This window comes from Achromobacter aloeverae (genome assembly GCF_004121055.1).
Classification (GTDB): Bacteria; Pseudomonadota; Gammaproteobacteria; order Burkholderiales; family Burkholderiaceae_B; genus Bordetella_C; species Bordetella_C aloeverae.
The window spans coordinates 601,311-616,240 of record NZ_PYAL01000002.1 but is presented as its reverse complement, the minus strand read 5'-3'; the positions used below and the strand labels follow the sequence as shown (position 1 = coordinate 616,240).

Below are 14,930 nucleotides of genomic sequence, written 5' to 3'. Positions count from 1 at the left end.
ATGAACCGAAACGACGACGCCGGCAAGCTGATCCTACGCCTGGTACTGGGCATCCTGATCCTGCTGCACGGCATCAGCAAAATGACGCATGGCGTCGGCTTTATCGTCAACCTGGTCCAGCAGCACGGCTTGCCCTCTTTCGTCGGCTACCTGGTCTACATCGGGGAAGTCATCGCTCCCATCCTCGTCATCGTCGGCCTGTTCGCCCGCCTGGGCGGCCTGATCATCGCCATCAACATGCTGTTCGCCTTCGGCCTGGTGCATTCCAGCCAGCTGTTCCAGATCAACTCCCAAGGCGGATGGCAGCTGGAACTCCAAGGCATGTATCTCGCGGCTAGCCTGGCCGTCGCGCTGTTCGGCGCGGGCCGCTTCAGCCTGGGCGGAGCGAACGGCCGCTACAATTAGGACTGCCGGATCGATTCCCGCACGGAGGCGACACCGTTCGGGAATCGGCCGCTGGCCGGGCGTGGCAGGGCGCAACGCCCTGCATTAAACGAGTCTTTCGGATACGCATCGAGGCCGTCCAGATACGCTCCGCGACAGGCGTAGGAATTGGTAACCCCGTCCGCATTTCAAATCGGTTTCAGACTCCCCACGCGCTTCTTTCGCCTCTCTACACTGGGCTCGTACGCATGATGCATATGCGTTCCTGAAGGAGTCCAGCATGAAGAAGCTCATAGCCTTGATTGCCGTCGCGTGCTCGCTGACCGGCTGTATCGTCGTCCCGGCCGATGGCGGCTACCACCGCCATGGTGGATACCGTTACTATCCCGCGCCAGCGCACTATTACTACGGCTATTGATACGGTGGCGATCGATGCGATCCAGGCGAAGGCCGAGGCCGCGTCCGATAACGATACCGAGACCACGAAAAGGGCGAACGGCGTGAGCCGCTCGATGCTCGCATGAAAAGCCTAGAATCCCCCCACTCTCCCGGCCGGCGCGTCGGGTCGCGACCGGCCGCCGTCCGCCCGCCGGATGCGCCATGGCGCGGCGGCCTGCTCGCACGGATCGCGGGGCCGCGCCACGCCGGCGTGACCGCCATGGTCCTGGCGCTGGGCCTGGGCGCCTGTGCGCCGGCGCTCACGCAGGCGCAAGCGTCGGATCCCTATCCGTCCAACTATCCGGCCTATCCCTCCAGCCAGGTGCCCTACCCGCAGACCGACCAGAACGGCTACCCGGTCGACGCGCAAGGGCAGCCTTATCCGGCCGATGCGCAAGGGCAGCAGCCGGCGTATCAGCAAGACCAGTCTTATCAGCAAGGCCAGGCGTACCCCGCCGCGCAGCAGGTGCAGGGATCGCCCGACCCGTCCGATGGCAACCTCGCGCCGGTGACCACCGCCCAGGAGGCGCCGCCGCCATTGCCGGTATATGAACAGCCGCCGGTGCCAGGTGAGGGCTATATCTGGGTGCCGGGATATTGGGCGCGTAATTACTATGGGTTCTATTGGGTGCCAGGCGCCTGGGTGCTGGCCCCTTATGAAGGCGCGCTGTGGACGCCTGGCTACTGGGCCTTCTCGAGCGGCTACTACCGCTGGTATCCGGGGTATTGGGGACCGCACATCGGGTTCTATGGCGGGATCAATTACGGGTTCGGCTATTTCGGCACGGGATATGTCGGCGGCTATTGGCGCGACCGGCACTTCTACTACAACCGGTCGGTCACCAGGATCGGGCCGACGCGCGTCACATACGTCTATAACCACAACGTTGTGATCAACAGGAACGACCGCGTGAGCTATCACGGCGGGCCGGGCGGGATCACGCGCGGGCCCGATCCCCATGAAGTGGCCGCGCAGCGCGAACGGCACATGGCGCCCATGGCCGTACAGGATAGGCACGCCTACGACGCCGGCCGCGAACGCGGACAATTCATGAACGTCAACCATGGCCGGCCGCCGCAGGCGGCATTCAGCCATCCCATGGGCAGCGGGAACAACTGGCGCCAGCCGCCGGGCAGTGATCGGCCCGGTGGGCCGGGCGCCCAACCTGGCGGGCCCGGACAACGGCCTGGCGGACCGGGGGCGCAACCCGGTGGTGCCGGGCAACGGCCGGGTGGACCGGGGGCGCAGCCTGGAGGTCCTGGTCAGCGACCGGGCGGTCCACAGCAACCCGCCGGCGCCGGCACGATGAGCCCGGCACAGCAGCGCCAGTTCCAGCAACAGCAGGCCGACCAGCAACGCCAGCAGCAACAACAGCGGGCCGACCAGGCTCGCCAGCAGCAACAGCGCGCGGCGGACCTGCAACGGCAGGAGGCCGGCCAGCGGCAGCAGAATTCGCAGTTGCAACGCCAGAACCCGCAGCAAGTGCAGCAGGTCCAGCAGGTCCAGCAGGTCCAGCAGGTCCAGCAGCAACAGCAGCAACAGCAGCAACAACGCATGCAGCAGATGCAGGAGCAACAACGCCAGCAGCAACAGCAACAACAGCAGATGCAGATGCAACAGCGCGATCAGCAGCAGCGTCAGCAGATGCAGATGCAGCAACGCGATCAGCAGCAGCGTCAGCAGATGCAGCAGCAACAAATCCAGCAGCAACAGATGCAACGGGAGCAGCAACAGCGCCAACAGCAGCAAATGCAGCAACAACAGATGCAACGCGACCAGCAACAGCGACAACAGCAGCAGATGCAGCAGCAGCAAATGCAACGAGAGCAACAGCAGCGCCAGCAGCAGCAGCAGCAGCAGCAGCAGATGCAGATGCAACAACAGCAGATGCAGCGAGAGCAACAACAGCGCCAGCAGCAGCAAATGCAGCAACAGCAGCAGCGCCAGCAGCAAATGCAACAGCAACAGCAGCGTCAACAGCAGCAGATGCAACAACGGGAGCAGCAGCAGCGCCAACAGCAATCGGATCGTCGAGAGCAGCACCAGGACCGTCACGAACAACGGCGAGATCCACGCCAGTCGCAAAACGGGTAGCCCACACCGGGCCACCCGCCCGAAGGCGTCCCGTCGCAGGGACGCCGAGCCCGGCTTTACCTGAAGGCACCGGCTGCGATTGCAGCCTTGGCCTCCGATGTACGGGCGCCCACTCCCACCAGCCTGCAGTAGCAGCCGCCCGCCCGCAGCAGCCAGTCCGCAGCAGCCAGCGCGCAGCCACCACCCCGCAGCCATCAGCCCGCAGCCACCAGTCCGCAGCCACCAGTCCGCAGCCACCAGCCGCCAGTCCGCCATCCGGAACCATATCGGCTGCATGCCGCCACCCGCGGCGAACGGTCGCACGACGCGCCTATAATCGGTGTACCGAACGGTGCGCCCCCTCCCCCCTTCCCGCAGGTGCGATCATGAAAAAACGCTTGACTGCCGCTGTCCTCGCTTGCTCACTGATCGCGCTGCCGTCGGCGTGGGCCGCGCTGCCCAACGGCGCCAGTGCGCCCGAGTTCAAGACCCAGGCTGCGCAGGGTGGCAAGACCTTCCAGTTCGACCTGAAGAATGCCCTGCGCAAGGGCCCGCTGGTGCTGTATTTCTTCCCCGCCGCCTTCACGAAGGGCTGCACGATAGAAGCCCATGACTTCGCCGAGGCCGTGCCGGAGTACGAAAAGCTGGGCGCGCGCGTCATCGGCATCTCCGCCGACAGCATCGACGTGCTCAAGCCCTTCTCCGTCAGCGAGTGCCAGAGCAAGTTCCCGGTCGCCGCCGATGGGGACGGCAAAATCATGCGCGCCTATGACGCGGTGCACGAGCGCAACGCGGAGCGCGCGCAACGCATCTCCTACGTCATCGCGCCGGACGGCAAGGTGATCTATTCCTACGCCGATTCCGCTCCCGACAAACACGTCGCCAACACCCTGGAAGCCCTACGCGCCTGGCGTGCGCAGCATCCCGCGAAGGATTGATCGGACACCGGTCGGATCTTTCGGGTGCTCCCCAGGCATATTCGCGCCGAGAATCGCCTCGTTTTAACTCGGCGCGGCGCCCCACGATGCTACCTGCACACCCGCCAGGGGGCAGCCGAACAGGGACGACAGGCTGCGGAACAAGCCCGCGGAGAAGCAGCCGAACAGGCACGCCGAGCCGCGGAACAAGCCCGCGAGGCAGTAGCGCAAGCGCTAGCGCCGCCAGCCGGACGCTAGCAGCGCCGCCACGACGATCAGCGCGGCAGGATTTCTTCCAGCACGTCCGCCGGCCGGCACAAGCGCGCGCCGCGCTCCGTGATCACGAAAGGACGATTGATCAGGATGGGATTCGCGATCATCGCATCCAGCAACTGGTCGTCGCTGACGCCTTCGGCGTCCAGGCCCAGTTCCTGGTACAGCGCTTCCTTGGCGCGCACGGCTTCGCGCACCGTCAGGCCGGACTGCGCGATCATGGCGGCCAGCGCTTCGCGCGTGGGCGGCGTCTTCAGGTACTCGATCACGGTGGGTTCGATACCCGCCTGGCGAAGATGCTCAAGAACAGTGCGCGACGTCCCGCAGCGCGGATTGTGATAGATGGTCGTGGACATGATGGACACCTGGCGGTCGTTATGAAAACAATGCGCCCACGCAAGCGGGGGCGCCGGCTTCGATGACGATACACCGCGTGTATCGTCCGGCGCCGGAAGTCTACAGAAAATCCGCCAGGGATGGCTTCAGCTGAACGGCCAGACCGTGGGATGCGTGCCGGGCGGGACCGACGGCCGCGCCCAACGCGCCGGGGTGACGGAGAAACGCGCCGCATGCCGCACGGCGGCCAGGCGCCCGAAACCCGAATCGGTGGTTTCCAGATACGGCTCCAGCGGCGGCAAGGCCGAGCCCAGTCCGGTGGCCACCCGGGGCAAGCCCCGCAGCCAGCGCCCGGTCTGCGCCAGCGAGACGCGCACGTGCCAGCTGCCGCCTTCCGTCGCCTGGCGCGCCAGCGCCGCCTGCGCGCCGAACGCCATCAAATAGCCGCTGGCATAGTCGAGAATCTGGGTGGGCAAGGGCCGCGGCGCCTCTTGATGCGCCGCCTGGGCTTCGGCGTGGTTAAAGCCCGTCGCCGTCTGCACCAGCGAATCGAAACCGCGCCGATACGCCCACGGTCCGACATGGCCATAGGCGGACAAGGAAACATAAATGATGCCCGGCCGGATGCGCGCCACGTCCTCGACCCCGAAACCCAGGTCCGCCAGCGCACCTGGGCGATAGGCCTGCATGAAGATATTCGCGCTGCGCAGGAGATTGCCCAGCGTGATGCGGCCGGTCGCCGTATCCAGGTCGGCCAGCACCGACAGCTTGCCGCGGCTGGTCTCCGCGATCGCGTCGATATTCGGCAGATTGGGGGAATTCAAAAGCATGACGTCGGCGCCATAGGCAGCCAGCGTGCGGCCGCCGACCGGACCCGCCAGGATGCGCGTCAGGTCCAGCACCCGGATGTCCTTGAGCGGCCGGGGATCGGCGCCATAGCTGGGTAGCGCGCGCGGCGGCGCATCGCCGATGCGCTCTATGCTGACCACGGGCAGTTGCGACACCGCGATGCCCTGTGGATGGCGATCCCACTCATCGAAGGAGCGCATCGCGGCCACCACCAGGCCGGCATCGGCAGCGGCCTGTTCGAACTCGAAGGAATTCCAGCGCGACAGCGCTTTCTCGACCATGCGCCGGTCCACGGTCGCGCCGGTCGGACAGCCCAGCAGCGCCAGCGCCCCGTCCCGGTGATGCGCGAAGTTGGCGTGTATGCGAACCCAGTTGCCGTCGGCGCAGCGATAGACCCCGGTAATCTTGTCGTAGCGGGCCGATGGCGTGCCATTGAGCGTGTAGTAGCCACGGGTTTCCTGCGCCGCGTGCCGCATGTCCACCGTCACGCGCTGCCGCTTGCCGCCGCCGCGCAGGTGCCAGATCTCGGCCGCGGCCAATGCCGCCGCGCCCATGCTGTATTGCGCGGCCATGCCTACGGAGAAGGAGGAAGGCAGGACAGGATCGGCGCCCGGCAGGTCGATGTAGTCCAGCGCTTCTTCCGGCAAATCGACCAGCCGCCACAATGCGCCCAGCGCGCCGTGTGCTGCTTTACGGTTGGAAGAGCCCCCTCTGAAGAAGGGCGGACGAAAATCCATCAAATATCCCATTGCGGCTGCCAAGGCTGGTCCCATTGCATTACAAGTCGGCCACCGCGCGAGCGTCAACCTGGTACGGCGTCACGCCTGTTTCATGGTTTGACGGACGTCGCGCCCGGCAATGAAGAGGCGCGGAGAAAGCCCCCTTGGGGCTGGTCTCAGTCGTCACATCTGTTTGCTTTTTGTGGCTCATCCCTACTCGTCGGCCCTCCACTATGTGACGCAAGACCAACACTTTTCAGGCGACACCGGTGCGACGTTTCGAGCATCCGATGGCAGCAGTAGGGACCTATCCTGTGCGATCATCCCGGCCACGCCATCGACGCCGCGATAACCGCCGGCCGCGCTCGAAAGGCATCGCACCATCAGGCATCGCACCATCACGCCCTTCCTGGAGACCGATCGCATGCACCGCCCCGACAGCCGCAACACCTTATGGTGGATACGCAGCGACCTGCGGCTGGGTGATAACCCCGCTCTCGACGCGGCCTTGCAGGAAGCCCCGACGCTGGCCCTGTTCATCGTGACGCCCGCGCAATGGCGTGCCCATGGCGACGCCGTCGTCAAGATCGATTTCTGGCGGCGCAACCTGCTGGCCTTGGCCGCGGCGCTGGCCGACCGCGGGATACCCCTCAAGTTCCTGAGCGTGGACGACTGGACGGCACTGCCGCGCGCCCTCGCCCGCTTCTGCCGCGACCATGATGTCGCCACCGTCCACGCCAACGTGGAGTGGGCCATCAATGAGCGGCGCCGGGACACCGAGGTGGCGGCGTGCCTGGAACAGGACCAGGCCACACTGACCCTGCACCAGGGCGCCACCCTGTTGACGCCAGGCACGGTCGTGACCGGCAAGGGCGAGTGCTACAAGGTCTTCACCCCTTTTGCGCGGGCCTGCCGCGAGCGACTGATCACCGCGCCACCGCGACCGCTGCCATTGCCGCGCGCGCAAACCAGGGGCCCGCGCGCACCCCGCGCCTTGCACGGCGCGCAGACCGCCGGTGCGGACCATGTGCGTCATGCGGACCGTCCGGGCCATGTCATCGAGGCCGATGCCGTGCCGGACGAGGCCGCCTTCCTCGGGCGGCGCAAGCCGCCCGCCGACAAACTGCGCGACCTGTGGCCCGCCGGGGAAGAGGCCGCCCACCGGCGCCTGGATGCGTTCGCCGCGGACGCCCTGGCTGCCTACGACACCGAACGCGACCGCCCGGACCGCGACGGCACCAGCCGCCTTTCGCCCTATCTCGCCGCCGGCGTGCTGTCGGCGGGGCAGTGCCTGCACCGCGCGCTGGCCGCGAACCACGGGGAAATCGACAGCGGCAGCCAGGGCGTGCGCACCTGGATCACCGAATTGCTCTGGCGCGAGTTCTACCAGCACTTGCTGGCGGCCCATCCCGCCCTGTCCATGCACCGGCCCATGCGACCGGAGACCGACGCGGTGCCCTGGCGCGATGCCGCCGGCGACCTGGAGGCGTGGCGCGCCGGCCGCACCGGCTTTCCCATCGTCGACGCCGCCATGCGGCAACTTGCCGCCACGGGCTGGATGCACAACCGCCTGCGCATGGTGGTGGCCATGTTCCTCAGCAAGAATCTATTGATCGATTGGCGCGCCGGCGAAGCCTGGTTCATGGAGAACCTGATCGACGGCGACCTGGCGGCCAACAACGGCGGCTGGCAATGGAGCGCCTCCACCGGCGCCGACGCCGTCCCCTACTTCCGCATCTTCAATCCGGAATCGCAATCGCGGAAGTTCGACCCCCAAGGGCAGTTCCTGCGCACCTGGCTGCCGGAACTGGCGCCGCTCGACGCGCGCGCCATCCATGCGCCGGCTAGCGAACAACGGCGACGCCTCGGCTATCCGGAACCCTTGTGCGACCTGAAGGAAACGCGGCTGCGCGCGTTGGAGGCCTATGGCAATCTGCGCGGGCCGGCCACGCCGTCACGATGAGGGCTCTGTACCTCCCTGCCCCTGCCCCTGCCCCAGGCCTTAGCCTTAGCCTTGGCCTTGGCCTTGGCCTTGGCCTTGGCCTTGGCCCTGGCCCTGGCCCTGGCCGGCGCCAGCCTGCCCGCCCTCCTCACGATCCAGCCGCTTGAGGAACACGCCCAGCTCCTTCACGATCTGCGCGTCGCCGCGCGCCTGGGCGGCCGCTACCCCGCGTTCCCAGGCCTCGCGCGCGCCCGCGCGGTCTCCCGATCCCAGCCTGGCCTTGCCCAGCCACTTCCAGGCGACCGAATAGGTATCGTCGAAGGCCAGCGCCGCGCGCAAGTGCTCGGCGGCGGCTTCGTAGTTCTCCTGCTCCACGTAGGTCTTGCCCAGCGTGTACCGCAGCAGCATGTTGTCCTTGCCGGCCGCCAGCATCCCCAGCAATCGATCCACCATCTGCGTCGCCTGTGCCATGCCTGTCTCCTTGCCGCTGCCCATCGGGCCCAATCCGGCGTCCCGCGCCGCTCTTTCCGCACGCACTATACCCGCCGGCCGGGATATCATGACCGCGGCGATGCAACCAGGAGCCTGCCCCATGACCTCGATATACGATTTCTCCGCCCGCGACATCGACGGCGCCGAACGTTCCTTGCGCGACTATGCGGGCCAGGTGCTGCTGGTGGTCAACGTCGCGTCCAAATGCGGCTTCACGCCCCAGTACAAGGGTTTGCAGGAACTTTACAAGACCTATCGCGAGGCCGGCTTCAGCGTGCTGGGCTTTCCCTGCGACCAGTTCGGCCACCAGGAGCCGGGCGACGAGGCGGAAATCCGCAATTTCTGCTCGCTGAACTACCAGGTCGAATTCCCCCTCTTTGCCAAGATCGAGGTCAACGGCGACCAGGCCCATCCGCTGTACCACTGGCTCAAGCAGGAAAAGCCCGGACTGCTGGGCACGCAGGCGATCAAATGGAATTTCACCAAATTCCTGGTTGGCCGCGATGGCCAGGTGATTCGCCGCTATGCTCCCACCGACAAGCCGGAATCGCTGGCGAGCGCGGTGCAGGCGGCGTGCAATTCCGCCCCGTAGCGCGCAAGGACAAGCGTGGGCATGGCGCGCAAAGCCGTTAATATCCAGGCTCTACGCCTATACCCAGGATGGGGCAAGCAATGAACGGACACGGCGAATACAAGGTTCCAGGCGGCAAGCTGGTTGTCGCCGACATCGGCGTACAGGCCGGTCGCCTGGTGCGGGTACAGATCAGCGGTGACTTCTTCCTGGAGCCGCCGGAGGTGCTGGGCAATATCGACAAGGCGCTGGTGGGCCAGCACGCGGACGCCAGCGAGACCGAATTGGCGCTGGCTGTAGCGGCGGCCCTGCCCCCGGAAGCCGTCATGTTCGGTTTCTCGCCCGAGGCGGTGGCCATCGCGGTGCGGAGGGCGCTGGCATGACGCGCAGCACCTGGCACGACCACGATTGGCAGCTGATCCACGAAGGCCCCCGGATGCCCTTGCAGCACATGGCCCTGGACGCCGTGCTTTGCGACGAGGTCGGCGCCGGCCGGCGTCCGCCCACGCTGCGCTTCTGGGAGTGGTCGGCGGGTGCGGTGGTCATCGGCCGCTTCCAGTCGGTCAGGAACGAAGTGGATCCCGAAGGCGCCCGACGCCACCACATCGAAGTGGTTCGCCGCGTCAGCGGCGGCGGCGCGATGTTCGTCGAACCCGGCAACACCATTACGTATTCGATCTACGCGCCGCTGTCCCTGGTCGAAGGCATGAGCTTCCAGGAGTCCTACGCCTTTCTCGACCAATGGACGCTGGAGGCGCTGGAATCCGTGGGCATCAAGGCCTGGTACCAGCCGCTGAACGACATCACGTCCACGGCCGGCAAGATCGGTGGCGCCGCCCAGGCGCGCCGCGGGCGCGCGGTACTGCACCACGTCACGATGGCCTATGACATCGATGCCGACAAGATGGTGCAGGTGCTGCGCATCGGGCGCGAGAAGCTGTCGGACAAGGGCACCACCAGCGCCAAGAAACGGGTGGATCCCCTGTTGACGCAAACCGGGATGCCGCGCGACCAGATCATCGCGCGCATGATCGACGTCTTCAAGGCGCGGCATGGCCTGACCGCGGGCGCCGTCACGGCGGACGAACTGGCCCAGGCCGACCAGCAGGCGCGCGAGCGTTTCGGCACGGAAGAATGGCTGTACCAGGTGCCATGACCGGCAGCGCCGGCGAGCGCGCGGCGGCCACGCCGGCCGATTCCGATATCATCATGCGTCGTGGCGCCGAGCCGCCTCGCACGCGACCCGCTCTGGAAAGACCGACGATGCCGACTTCTCTTCTTCCCGTATCCTCCCGCCCTGCGCTCCGTGCGCTCCACGTCGCCGGCGCCACGCTGTGCCTGGCCTTGCTGGCCGCGTGCGGCAGCAGTCCTCCGGCCAACATCAGCCTGCCCTCGCAGCAGTCCGGCGCCACGACCAAGCAAGGCGACGTGGACGTGAAGTCGATCTCGTGGAAGCGCAGCAAGCCGGGTTGCAAGGGCGACGATTGCCCGCGCATCGAAGTGGACTCGGTGGCCTTCCCGGCCATCCCCCGGCTGACCCAGCTGGTCGATCACGTGCTGGCCTATATGACCGGCACCGATCAACGCCTGCGCGGTCCCTATGAGACCCTGGACGAGTACGCCACCTGGTTCTGGAAAACCGCCCAGCCGCGCGACGCCACGTATTTCAAGGCCAGCGTCAAGGACACCGTCGGCGACATCATCGCCATCGAATTGCACACCCAGCAGTACTTCGCCGGCGCGGCCCATGGCATTCCCGCCACGCAGTACCTGAACTGGCAGCGCACGTCCGGCCGCGTGCTGGCCCTGGACGAGGCCATCATCCCGGGCCGTCGCGACCAGTACGCGGCCGCCTTGCGCAAGGTCTACGACAAGTGGCTGGCCGGCAACGACGACGCCAAGCGCGATCCCGCGACCTATGCCCGCACCTTCCCCTACACGGAAAGCGACAACTTCGCCCTGACGCGCGACGGCATGGTGGTCAAGTACGACGCCTACAGCATCGCGCCCTACTCCCACGGCGAACCGGAACTCACCATCCCGTATAGCGCGCTGGTGGGCGTGTTGAAGCCGGAATTCCTGCCGGCCAAGTGAATCGGGTGGAACGACTCGGGTTGAACGACTTGGTGGAACGACTTGGGTTGAACGACCTGGGTTGAACGATTGGGGTTGAACGACTCAAGGCGCGCCGCCCGAAGCAAGGCCGATCAGGCGCGGATGTAGCGCAGAGTGAGTCCGACAATGGCGGCGGCGCAGCCGATGACCAGCAAGAGGCCGATGCGCAAACCGGTCAATGCAGGGGCCGCGGCCGGCAAGGCGCCGCCGACGAGGGATCCCAGGATGGCGATCCCCGCCGCCATGCCAATCTGCCGCGCCGTGTTGTAGACGCCGGAAGCCAGGCCCGCATAGGCCGTATCGACGGAGGTCGCGGCCACCACGTTCAACGTCGGCGAATACACGCCCGTTCCGATGGCCATGAGCACGGTTCCCAGCACCAGGACAGGCCAGCTGGCATGCGTGGAAACTCCCAGCGTCACGATGCCGCCAGCCACGGCGCAACTGGCGCCCGCCCACAACATCCAGCGCGGGCCGCGCCCGATCACCCTGGGATTGAGCAGCAGCGTCGTCAGGATCAAGGCGATCGCGAAAGGCAACAGCATCACGCCGGCCTGCAGAGGCGACAGGCGCCAAGCCTGCTGCACGAATAGCGCCAGCATGAACAGCAGCCCATAGCAACTGAACTGGAAGGCGAAGCCGCCCGCCACCGCGGCGCTGAAAGACGCATTGCGGAAAATGCCCAAGGGCAGCATGGGATGCGGCGCACGGCGCTCGATGGCGACGAACCCCGCCAAGCCCAGCACGCCCCCTGCCACGAGCGCGAGCACCAGCGGATGCGTGCGCCCCAGCGTATTGCTCTCGATAAGACCGGCCATCAGCAGCGTCAGCGCCAGCGTACCCACGGCCAGGCCCGGCAGGTCCAGCGGCGCGCGGCGGCGCGGGGTCTCCTGCAAGTGCCGTTGCGCCAGCCACGCGCCAAGGACGCCGACCGGAAGATTGATCATGAAAATCGAAGGCCAGCCCAGGACCTGGGTAAGCGCGCCCCCGCCGAATGGGCCGACCACCATCGCGACGCCGCCCACGATGGCCAGCGTGTTCACCGCGCGGGCCCGTTCGCCGCGATCCTGCCACGTCTTGGCGACCAGCGACAGGACCATGGGCAGCACGCCAGCGGCAGCGACGCCTTGCAGCACGCGCGCGGCGATCAGCGCCGGCAACGAAGGACTGGCCGCGCAGCAGGCCGAGGCCAACGCGAACGCCAGGAGAGACGCGATGAACAAGCGCCGCGCGCCCCAGCGGTCGCCGAGGGCGCCGGTGGTCAGCAACAGGCTGGCCAACGGCAAAGTGTAGGCGGTCACCACCCATTCCAGCTGCGACACCGTACCGTTGAATTGATGCTGGATGCTGGGCAAGGCGAGGTTCAGCGCCACGCCGTCCAGCGTCACCATGAACATGCCGGTGCCGATGGCGGCGAGGCCCCAGGAGGGGGTAGCGCGCGGGATGGCGTAAAGGGGGGAGGATGTCATGAGGCTCTCTGTACCAACTAGTATGTTTTTTCAGGCTAGCATGAAAAACGTACTAGTTGGTACAATTTCCGTATGACGACCTCCGCGGACAAACTCATCGAAACGACCCAGGCCCTGCTTTGGGAGCGCGGCTACGTGGGCACCAGCCCCCGCGCCATCCAGGATATGGCCGGCGTCGGCCAAGGCAGCATGTACCACCACTTCCGCGGCAAGGCGGCGTTGGCGTTGGCTGCCGAAGAGCGATCTTCGGCCGAATTACTGGAGGAAGTCCGCCATTTGCTGGAGGCGCCCGGCGATCCGCTGGACCGTGTCGTCGGCTATCTCCGCCTGGAGAGGGACATACTCAAGGGGTGCCGCGTTGGCCGCCTGGCGGCCGATCCGGAGGTCGTCGCCGACCCTGCCCTGCGCAAGCCCGTGGCGGACACCTTTGCCCAGATCGGGGAACGGCTGGCAAGCTTGCTGGCCGAAGCACAGGCTGCCGGCCGCTTGCGCGCCGGGTTGGATGCGCGGGCCCTGGCGGCCACTGTCCTGGCGGTACGCCAGGGCGGGTATGTCCTGGCGCGGGCGGCGGATTCAGTGGTTCCTTACGGGCAAGCCGTTGATGGTTTGATCGCCCTGCTGACGGGCAATGACACAAAATAAACGGTGCGGGTCGGCTGCGAGTATTCGCTGTACTTTTTATTTAAGAATAATTATCGTTCTCGCCATGCAAGGCGTCGCGCATCTGGGCGTCTTTTTACCCGGGCTTAATTGACATTATTTTATACCCGGGTAATAATTAAAGGACTCCATGCCATCGACCTCTTCCATGAACATGCCCTCTACTGACCTGGCCACCCCGGCGCCCGTTACGCACGGCGCTGTCCCCTCCATTGCCTCGTTCACCAGTTTCGACGGCTATCGCCGGCTTGCCAGTGGCTCCATCGAGCGAGCGGCGGTCGCGCTGAAGGAGGCGCTCGATAGTGGCGCCGCCGGTCCCTTGCTGCTGTTCGACGACAGCAACGGTCGCACGATCGATATCGACACACGCGGCGGCACGGCGGACGTCGTCGCCCGGCTGGAGGGACATCCCGTGGTCGTGGCGCAAGCCGCCGCCGCGCAGGCGGCACCCGCGGAGAGCGATGAGCCCCCTGCTCAACCTCGTGGGCGTGGACGCCCCAAGCTGGGCGTGGTGGCGCGCGAGGTGACGCTGCTGCCGCGCCACTGGGAATGGCTGGCGGCGCAACCCGGCGGCGCGTCCATCGCGCTGCGCAAGCTGGTGGAAGAAGCACGCCGTTCCGGTGGGGAAAAAGCGCGCCTGCGCAAGGCCCGCGAAGCGGCATATCACTTCATGCTGGCTATCGGCGGCGACCTGCCGGGCTTCGAGGAAGCCAGCCGCGCCCTGTTCGCTGACGACCGCGAGGGTTTCGCTGCGCGGATCAGCGCGTGGCCGGCGGATGTGCGCGACCATGCGTTGCGGCTGGGTTTCGACGGCGCGGCGCAGACGGCCACGCGGTAAAAGCACGCGGCCGCCATGCTCGGCCCGCTTCACGCTGCTGGACGACCCGCGGCTACCGCGACCGCATCGGCTCCCGCGGGAATCCGCATGGGCGCAGAGGGATCGGTCACGGCTTGCCATACCGCCTCCACGACATCCTTTGCGTGGGTAATCGGCGTCGACGTATCCTGCACCGAGGCGAATACCTGCTTCATGAGTCCCGCATAAGCCTCGTGCCCGCTGGCCGTGATCCGCTGGCGGGCGTTGGCGCCGAAACTCGTGCCTGGCGCCCGTCCCGGCAACACCAGTCGCACTCGGACGGAAAACGGCTCCAGCTCCAACGCAAGCGACTCCGTGAAGGCATTTACCGCTGCCTTGCTGGCGGTATAAACGGACAGCAAGGGCAAGGATTTGAGCGTCACGCTGGAGGTCACGTTGACGACCACGCCTGCACGCCGCTCCCGGAACTGCGGCAGCACGGCCCGGGTCATTGCGATCGTGCCCAGCGTATTGGTCTCGAAAATCTGGCGGACATCGTCCATTGCGATGCCTTCCATCGGCGCCAGCAAGCCGATACCCGCGTTATTGACCAAGGCATCGATGGGGCCGGCGGATTCGATGCAGCGGCGGATGCTTGCCGCATCGGCCACATCCAGCGGCAGGATACGAAGCCGGTCGGAACGCGGCAGCAGCTCATCGCGCGGCGTCCGCATCGTCGCAATGACGCGCCAGCCCTTGTCGAGGAAATAGCGCGCGGTCTCAAGGCCAAAACCGGACGAGCAACCTGTAATCAGGATGGTGGAAGTGGAAGGCATTCGAAACTCCTGTGGGGTGAACGACTACCAGCTTAGGCGTCGCGATGTGGACTGACTAC

General features: G+C 66.4%; 16 protein-coding genes. 11 read left to right on the top strand and 5 right to left on the bottom strand.

Features of this window, described 5'->3' with window-relative positions:
- The 4 genes from C7R54_RS09630 (at position 1) to C7R54_RS09620 (ending at position 3,834) form a co-directional block, all read left to right on the top strand.
- Positions 1–405: a DoxX family protein gene (locus tag C7R54_RS09630; RefSeq protein ID WP_129149954.1), complete on the top strand. Its 405-nt coding sequence runs from the start codon at positions 1–3 to the stop codon at positions 403–405.
- A 259-nt stretch (positions 406–664) separates the two neighbouring features.
- Positions 665–802 (top strand): hypothetical protein, encoded by a 138-nt coding sequence (locus tag C7R54_RS28955; RefSeq protein ID WP_192903625.1) that lies wholly within the window; start codon positions 665–667, stop codon positions 800–802.
- A gap of 102 nt (positions 803–904) precedes the next feature.
- Complete coding sequence (locus tag C7R54_RS29205; protein ID WP_158021183.1) at positions 905–2,917, top strand: adenylate cyclase; 2,013 nt, start codon at positions 905–907, stop codon at positions 2,915–2,917.
- A 365-nt stretch (positions 2,918–3,282) separates the two neighbouring features.
- Positions 3,283–3,834: a peroxiredoxin gene (locus tag C7R54_RS09620; RefSeq protein ID WP_129149953.1), complete on the top strand. Its 552-nt coding sequence runs from the start codon at positions 3,283–3,285 to the stop codon at positions 3,832–3,834.
- A gap of 254 nt (positions 3,835–4,088) precedes the next feature.
- Here C7R54_RS09620 and arsC read toward each other — a convergent pair whose 3' ends face one another.
- Entirely contained in the window at positions 4,089–4,442 is a 354-nt protein-coding gene (gene arsC / locus C7R54_RS09615; protein ID WP_129149952.1) for an arsenate reductase (glutaredoxin), read from the bottom strand.
- Between the two features lie 126 nt (positions 4,443–4,568).
- A complete protein-coding gene (locus C7R54_RS09610) occupies positions 4,569–6,020 on the bottom strand; it encodes a CoA transferase (protein ID WP_129149951.1) in 1,452 nt (483 codons plus the stop codon).
- A 394-nt stretch (positions 6,021–6,414) separates the two neighbouring features.
- Between C7R54_RS09610 and C7R54_RS09605 the strand changes: the two genes are divergently transcribed.
- The gene (locus tag C7R54_RS09605; protein ID WP_129149950.1) at positions 6,415–7,953 is read left to right on the top strand and encodes a cryptochrome/photolyase family protein; all 1,539 of its coding nucleotides are present in this window, start codon (positions 6,415–6,417) and stop codon (positions 7,951–7,953) included.
- A gap of 45 nt (positions 7,954–7,998) precedes the next feature.
- Here C7R54_RS09605 and C7R54_RS09600 read toward each other — a convergent pair whose 3' ends face one another.
- A complete protein-coding gene (locus C7R54_RS09600; RefSeq protein ID WP_377814203.1) occupies positions 7,999–8,403 on the bottom strand; it encodes a tetratricopeptide repeat protein in 405 nt (134 codons plus the stop codon).
- A gap of 121 nt (positions 8,404–8,524) precedes the next feature.
- Here C7R54_RS09600 and C7R54_RS09595 point away from each other — a divergent pair, with 121 nt between their 5' ends.
- The 4 genes from C7R54_RS09595 (at position 8,525) to C7R54_RS09580 (ending at position 11,089) form a co-directional block, all read left to right on the top strand.
- Positions 8,525–9,016: a glutathione peroxidase gene (locus C7R54_RS09595; RefSeq protein ID WP_129149949.1), complete on the top strand. Its 492-nt coding sequence runs from the start codon at positions 8,525–8,527 to the stop codon at positions 9,014–9,016.
- Between the two features lie 80 nt (positions 9,017–9,096).
- Positions 9,097–9,378, top strand: coding sequence for a lipoate-protein ligase small subunit (locus C7R54_RS09590; protein ID WP_129149948.1), 282 nt, complete (start codon positions 9,097–9,099; stop codon positions 9,376–9,378).
- On the top strand, positions 9,375–10,151 hold the full coding sequence (locus C7R54_RS09585) for a lipoate--protein ligase family protein (RefSeq protein WP_129149947.1): 777 nt from the start codon (positions 9,375–9,377) through the stop codon (positions 10,149–10,151). Before C7R54_RS09590 ends, C7R54_RS09585 begins: the two co-directional genes overlap by 4 nt.
- 107 nt (positions 10,152–10,258) lie before the next feature.
- Positions 10,259–11,089, top strand: a complete 831-nt coding sequence (locus C7R54_RS09580; protein WP_129149946.1) for an RsiV family protein — start codon at positions 10,259–10,261, stop codon at positions 11,087–11,089.
- 113 nt (positions 11,090–11,202) lie between these two features.
- On the opposite strand, the gene C7R54_RS09575 is transcribed toward C7R54_RS09580, so the two are convergent.
- Positions 11,203–12,579: an MFS transporter gene (locus C7R54_RS09575; RefSeq protein WP_129149945.1), complete on the bottom strand. Its 1,377-nt coding sequence runs from the start codon at positions 12,577–12,579 to the stop codon at positions 11,203–11,205.
- Between the two features lie 72 nt (positions 12,580–12,651).
- On the opposite strand from C7R54_RS09575, the gene C7R54_RS09570 reads away from it, so the two are divergent.
- Positions 12,652–13,221 (top strand): TetR/AcrR family transcriptional regulator, encoded by a 570-nt coding sequence (locus C7R54_RS09570; RefSeq protein ID WP_129149944.1) that lies wholly within the window; start codon positions 12,652–12,654, stop codon positions 13,219–13,221.
- Between the two features lie 172 nt (positions 13,222–13,393).
- A complete protein-coding gene (locus tag C7R54_RS09565) occupies positions 13,394–14,077 on the top strand; it encodes a DUF2239 family protein (RefSeq protein ID WP_204524317.1) in 684 nt (227 codons plus the stop codon).
- 29 nt (positions 14,078–14,106) lie between these two features.
- On the opposite strand, the gene C7R54_RS09560 is transcribed toward C7R54_RS09565, so the two are convergent.
- Entirely contained in the window at positions 14,107–14,871 is a 765-nt protein-coding gene (locus C7R54_RS09560) for an SDR family oxidoreductase (RefSeq protein ID WP_129149943.1), read from the bottom strand.
- Between the last annotated feature and the right edge of the window lie 59 nt (positions 14,872–14,930).

Bases quoted from the DNA above. Each gene is read 5' to 3' on its own strand.
- C7R54_RS09600 (WP_377814203.1), bottom strand. From the start codon at position 8,403: ATGGCACAGGCGACGCAGATGGTGGATCGATTGCTGGGGATGCTGGCG.
- C7R54_RS09590 (WP_129149948.1), top strand. From the start codon at position 9,097: ATGAACGGACACGGCGAATACAAGGTTCCAGGCGGCAAGCTGGTTGTC.
- C7R54_RS09605 (WP_129149950.1), top strand. From the start codon at position 6,415: ATGCACCGCCCCGACAGCCGCAACACCTTATGGTGGATACGCAGCGAC.
- C7R54_RS09575 (WP_129149945.1), bottom strand. From the start codon at position 12,579: ATGACATCCTCCCCCCTTTACGCCATCCCGCGCGCTACCCCCTCCTGG.
- C7R54_RS09620 (WP_129149953.1), top strand. From the start codon at position 3,283: ATGAAAAAACGCTTGACTGCCGCTGTCCTCGCTTGCTCACTGATCGCG.
- C7R54_RS09580 (WP_129149946.1), top strand. From the start codon at position 10,259: ATGCCGACTTCTCTTCTTCCCGTATCCTCCCGCCCTGCGCTCCGTGCG.
- C7R54_RS28955 (WP_192903625.1), top strand. From the start codon at position 665: ATGAAGAAGCTCATAGCCTTGATTGCCGTCGCGTGCTCGCTGACCGGC.
- C7R54_RS09570 (WP_129149944.1), top strand. From the start codon at position 12,652: ATGACGACCTCCGCGGACAAACTCATCGAAACGACCCAGGCCCTGCTT.
- C7R54_RS09595 (WP_129149949.1), top strand. From the start codon at position 8,525: ATGACCTCGATATACGATTTCTCCGCCCGCGACATCGACGGCGCCGAA.
- C7R54_RS09610 (WP_129149951.1), bottom strand. From the start codon at position 6,020: ATGGGATATTTGATGGATTTTCGTCCGCCCTTCTTCAGAGGGGGCTCT.
- arsC (WP_129149952.1), bottom strand. From the start codon at position 4,442: ATGTCCACGACCATCTATCACAATCCGCGCTGCGGGACGTCGCGCACT.
- C7R54_RS09565 (WP_204524317.1), top strand. From the start codon at position 13,394: ATGCCCTCTACTGACCTGGCCACCCCGGCGCCCGTTACGCACGGCGCT.
- C7R54_RS09585 (WP_129149947.1), top strand. From the start codon at position 9,375: ATGACGCGCAGCACCTGGCACGACCACGATTGGCAGCTGATCCACGAA.
- C7R54_RS29205 (WP_158021183.1), top strand. From the start codon at position 905: ATGAAAAGCCTAGAATCCCCCCACTCTCCCGGCCGGCGCGTCGGGTCG.
- C7R54_RS09630 (WP_129149954.1), top strand. From the start codon at position 1: ATGAACCGAAACGACGACGCCGGCAAGCTGATCCTACGCCTGGTACTG.
- C7R54_RS09560 (WP_129149943.1), bottom strand. From the start codon at position 14,871: ATGCCTTCCACTTCCACCATCCTGATTACAGGTTGCTCGTCCGGTTTT.